At 27.8% G+C, this 5,188-nt stretch carries 5 protein-coding genes, 2 tRNA genes, 1 rRNA gene and 1 other annotated feature; all 8 genes read right to left on the bottom strand.

Going from position 1 to position 5,188, the window contains the following annotated elements; genetic code table 11:
* Positions 1-431: 431 nt before the first annotated feature.
* The 8 genes from serS to rrf all read right to left on the bottom strand — a co-directional run bounded on the left by serS (position 432) and on the right by rrf (position 5,099).
* On the bottom strand, positions 432-1,709 hold the full coding sequence (serS, locus tag RGC78_RS15810; protein ID WP_252224150.1) for a serine--tRNA ligase: 1,278 nt from the start codon (positions 1,707-1,709) through the stop codon (positions 432-434).
* A 53-nt stretch (positions 1,710-1,762) separates the two neighbouring features.
* Positions 1,763-1,959: a binding site (T-box leader), on the bottom strand.
* Between the two features lie 64 nt (positions 1,960-2,023).
* The gene (locus RGC78_RS15805) at positions 2,024-2,260 is read right to left on the bottom strand and encodes a DUF1667 domain-containing protein (protein ID WP_252215872.1); all 237 of its coding nucleotides are present in this window, start codon (positions 2,258-2,260) and stop codon (positions 2,024-2,026) included.
* 18 nt (positions 2,261-2,278) lie between these two features.
* Positions 2,279-3,670, bottom strand: a complete 1,392-nt coding sequence (locus RGC78_RS15800) for an NAD(P)/FAD-dependent oxidoreductase (protein WP_252224148.1) — start codon at positions 3,668-3,670, stop codon at positions 2,279-2,281.
* A 13-nt stretch (positions 3,671-3,683) separates the two neighbouring features.
* Positions 3,684-4,196 carry a transcription repressor NadR gene (locus RGC78_RS15795; protein WP_252224146.1) on the bottom strand — a complete coding sequence of 171 codons (513 nt, stop codon included), beginning with the start codon at positions 4,194-4,196 and terminating at the stop codon, positions 3,684-3,686.
* A gap of 40 nt (positions 4,197-4,236) precedes the next feature.
* Positions 4,237-4,740 (bottom strand): HD domain-containing protein, encoded by a 504-nt coding sequence (locus RGC78_RS15790; protein ID WP_252224144.1) that lies wholly within the window; start codon positions 4,738-4,740, stop codon positions 4,237-4,239.
* Between the two features lie 82 nt (positions 4,741-4,822).
* Positions 4,823-4,898, bottom strand: a tRNA-Ala gene (locus RGC78_RS15785).
* A 4-nt stretch (positions 4,899-4,902) separates the two neighbouring features.
* Positions 4,903-4,979, bottom strand: a tRNA-Ile gene (locus RGC78_RS15780).
* A 3-nt stretch (positions 4,980-4,982) separates the two neighbouring features.
* Positions 4,983-5,099, bottom strand: a 5S ribosomal RNA gene (rrf, locus tag RGC78_RS15775).
* Positions 5,100-5,188: the final 89 nt, after the last annotated feature.

Genomic DNA, 5,188 nt, shown 5'->3' with positions numbered 1-5,188 from the left:
AGATAGGGATTCGAACCCTAGGTACGCTCACACGCACGCCGGTTTTCAAGACCGGTGCCTTAAACCAACTCGACCATCTCTCCGTGACTACATGAGTTATTATATCAACATATATATACTCTGTCAACATAATTTATTAAAAAATTTTATATTTTTATATAAATTATAATTTATGAATTTATACATCCCTCTAAATAATCTATTTTACTACATTTCATTAATTTATTAGATCTAAAATAAGCTTTATATGCTATCTTTATAATTATTTTACACTTGTAAAAACAGAATTTATTATAAGTTATAATATTAAACTAAAAACTTAATACTATTATAATGACTAATTTTTATTATAAAAATTTCATTCAATAAAAAGTAGCCTACATCAACTTACCGTGTCAATATAGACTACTTTATAATCTATCTTAAATTAATTATTTTATAAAATCTACGTTCATAAATCTTTTTATTGCTTCTGGAATTTCAACTGTTCCATCTTCTTTTTGGTAGTTTTCTAGTACTGCTGCTACAGTTCTACCTATCGCAACACCTGAGCCATTTAAAGTATGGATAAACTTAGGTTTATCTTTTGGTGTTTCTCTATATTTTATATTAGCTCTTCTAGCTTGGAAATCTTCAAAGTTAGAACAACTTGAAATTTCTACATATCTATTATAACTTGGCATCCAAACTTCTATATCGTATTTTAATGCTGCAGTAAATCCTAAATCACCTTTGCATATTCTAACTATTCTATAAGGTAATCCTAATCCTTGTAAAACTGATTCAGCATCTTCTACTAATTTATCTAATTCAGCATAAGAATCTTCTGGTTTACAGAACTTAACTAATTCTACTTTATTGAATTGATGTTGTCTTACAAGGCCTCTAGTATCTCTACCAGCTGATCCTGCTTCTGCTCTAAAACAAGCTGAATATGCTGCATGTTTTATTGGTAAAATATCACCACTTAAAACTTCATTTCTATACATATTTGTAACTGGTACTTCTGCTGTTGGTATTAAGAAGTATCCATTATTTTCTACTTTAAATGCATCTTCTTCAAATTTAGGTAATTGACCAGTTCCTGTCATACTATCTCTATTAACCATGTAAGGTGGTAATATTTCAGTATATCCATTTTCAGTAGTGTGTTTATCTAGGAAATAGTTTATTATTGATCTTTCTAATCTAGCTCCTAATCCCTTGTATACTGTAAATCTAGATCCAGCTACCTTTCCACCTCTTTCAAAGTCTAAGATATTAAGATCAGTTCCTAAATCCCAGTGAGCTTTAGGTTCGAAATTAAATTTAGTAGGTTCTCCCCATTTTTTAATTTCAACATTATCTTCATCAGTTTCTCCATCTGGAACTTCTGGATTTGGAATATTAGGGATTCTAAGCATTATGTATTCTATTCTCTCATTTATCTCATTTACTCTAGTATCGAAATTTTTAATTTCTTCTCCTAGTTTTCTCATATCATTCATTATTTCAGTAACATCTTCGCCAGCTTTTTTTAACTTAGGTATTTCTGCTGAAACTTGATTTCTTTTACTCTTTAAGCTTTCAACTTCAACTAATATTTTTCTTCTTTCTTCATCTAAAGTTACAATTTCATCTATAACTGCTACGTTAAAATCTTCTCCTCTATTTGATAATAATTTCTTTATTTCTTCTGGATTATTTCTTATTCTCTTTAAATCTAACATTATTATTCTCTCCTTTTAATTTTTTATATAAAAAAAGAGCCTTTCTCCCCTATAAAAGGGACGAAAAACTCCGCGTTGCCACCCTAATTAATAACATAAATGTTATTCACTCTAAAATTTAACGATATTACCGTACTGCTTAAATCACAGTCCCTCAAAGGTGGATTCACAATACATGAATATTAGTTTACACCAACCACTAACTCTCTAAAAATCATGATATTACTACTAGCCTTATCTAAGGTTTACATATTAACTTGTATTAAATATATTATATTAAAATGCTTATATTTGTCAATATATTATAAGTTTTTTTATATATTATTATCAATTTTTTTAGTACATATAATATCTATTCCCGTATTCATTATGTTTTTACATATTATATCACCAATATCTATAGGTGCACTAACATAAATTCTACTGAGAACTTTTGAAAATTCCCTCCATAATTCCTTTTCTATAGGATTATTGCTTTTTACAGAAACAACTTTATGATTGGGGCTTCCTTTTACTCTAACTAAACTAGTAAAAATATCCTTACTGCTCATAAATACATCTCCTAAATTCTATATTTCCTTAAATTCCTTAATTCTACTAGATACTATATTTGAATCTTTAGAGTCTTCCACTATATCTAAAATATTTTTATCCATTTCTCTTGCTAATATTTTTATTATCTTTATATCGCAATAAGCTCCATTACAATTTCCTCTACCAATACCAGTACGTCTCTTTACACCTTCAACAGTACGAGCACCTAAAGGTCTTCTAATACTATCAATTATTTCACCTTCAGATATATTGTTGCACACACAAACTATATTACCATATCTTTTATCTAAAGAAATAACTTCATTTCTTTCTTCATTTGATAAATTCTTAAATCTATATACTTCTCTTCTTTTATCTATATAATCTTTTTTTCTAATAATATTTAAATTATCCTTTAAAGTATTTTTTATCTTAAGGGCAATAGCTGGGGCAATAGTAATTTTACCATAGTGAGTTCCTGTAATCTTTATATATCCATTATCTAACTTACTATCATCTATTATCATTATATCTTTATTATATACTTCTGCAAACATATTACTCACAAAATCCTTTTTACCTTCAGGAAATATACTTGCAGACATATCAATTCCCTCTTCTAAAGATAAAATATGATTACTTTTTATTCCTATTAAATTACCATTTTGTAATTTAGGATTATTTATAACAAAAGTCGTATCATCTATATCGTCTATAAGAATTGTTTTTAATTTGTCTTCTGATTTATTTTCAAACATTATATAGTTCATATTTTTATAATCATATTCCTCTTGAATATGATTAAAAGATATTTCATCAGGTATTGTATTAACTACAACTTTACAAGTAAACTTATTTTTATTAGTAGTTACCTTGAAACCACTAACAAGACTTTGAATATCAATTACTTCTTCTTCTAATTTAAAGTTTACTCCATTATCAGCAGCAACTTCAGCATAAGATATCGCTAGATCATATGGAGAAATAACTGCTACATTTTCAGAATATAGTGCCTTATTAACTTCTATATTTAAGTTAGGCTCAATCTTATAAAGAAGTTCTTTATCATTCTCTATTAAATGAACACCTTCTATATCTCTTTTTTTAGCTCTTCTATACATAATGTCTAATTTATAATCTTGATTATTATTAGATGTTATTCTCAAAGCTCCTGTTTTTTCATATGATACATTAAACTTTTTGCAATGTTCTTCAATTAATCTTCTACCTATGCTTTCAAGCCTTGCCATCATATCATTAGAAGTTTCTGACCCATCATAAATAACAGCTGTATTTATGAAAGATATGTCATCTGCTACATCATAATCCTTTTCTATTAATGCTATATTAATATTATATTTTGATAATTGATAAGCTACAGCACATCCTACTATACCTCCACCTAAAATAAGTACGTCATAATCCATATATACTTTCCTCCTAATCAGATACTATAAATCCATTTTCTTTTAATTCATTTATAATACTATTTATATCTTCTTGAGTATCTGCTGATATAGTATGAATGTGTACACCATTAGTTAACACAGATAACAATCTACCTTCTTGCTTCTTATATTTTTCTGCAAATTTATTTAACTCATTATAATTCTTAATCATTAACATCCCTCTTATTTCTCCATACAAAGGATGCTCTACTATAACATCTTCAATAGTACCACCATACTTAATAACTATACTCATTTCATTAATTAACTCTTCTTCTTTATGATTTACAGCTATTATAGCTTTTATTTTATTTAATTCCTTATTAATAATATATCCATCAGGAGTAGCCATTATATTATTTCCTTTAGCTCTAAGTATAGCTATATCTCTTACTATTATTTGTCTTGTTACTCCATATTTCTTTGCTATTTCAATTCCTTTTAGTGGAATTTTGCTTTGAATTAAACTTTTAAGTATGTTTTCTCTTCTCTCAATAGAATTCATAAGATTTTACCCTCCATAGTTTAATTATGTTTACTTAAACTTAATTTCTACTATCACATATATTTAATATCTTTAAATATAAATTATATTCAATTAATTCTAAATTTTTATGATGATTTTCTATGCAATACAATATTTCCTTATCTTTAAAGTTTATATTTTCTAATAATTCTTTACCAATTGCAGGATGATTATAATATTTAGTTATTCTACCATATTTATTATACTTTAAAAAGTTACCCATAGTAACTTTATTTATAATTACTACTGTCCCTTTTTCAATTATATTTAATGAAATTTTCACCTTACCTATATCATGTAACAATGCACATTTAGCCATTTTAAATTCATCTACAGTATCATAATCTTTTCCCATAAGAATTGCTTCTTTGCATACTCTAAATGAATGAATTCTGTCCGGTTTACTTAATTTCATAAATAAATTTTTTTCTTCTATACTTAAATATCTATTTATAAAATCAATATCATCATCTTCAAAGTAAGATAGCACCCCTAAAATAAATTGTTTTATTCTATATAACATAATTTGTTTCTCCTAATAAAAGTTAGATACTTTTAATTATAACAAAAAAAGCTATGAATTAACTTCATAGCTTTTAAATAAATGGTGGAGATAAAGAGATTCGAACTCTTGACCCCCTGCGTGCAAGGCAGGTGCTCTCCCAACTGAGCTATACCCCCAAAATGGTGGACCTTCAGGGACTCGAACCCCGGACCTACCGGTTATGAGCCGGTTGCTCTAACCAACTGAGCTAAAGATCCCTTACCTGGCAACGTCCTAATCTCCCACACAGTCTCCCGTGCAGTACCTTCGGCGCTATAGATCTTAACTGTCCTGTTCGGAATGGAAAGGAGTGTTACTTCTATGCCATCATCACCAGATTCGGATTGAAAGAATGTTCTTTCAAAATTGCACATAAATTGTATATAACAATTATTTATTGGTCAAGCCCTCGACCTATTAGTATCAG

The sequence above is a fragment of the Clostridium aquiflavi genome (assembly GCF_031344075.1).
GTDB lineage: Bacteria > Bacillota > Clostridia > Clostridiales > Clostridiaceae > Clostridium > Clostridium aquiflavi.
The sequence above is the reverse complement of the archived record's forward strand: the minus strand, read 5'-3'. Positions and strand labels throughout refer to the sequence as shown.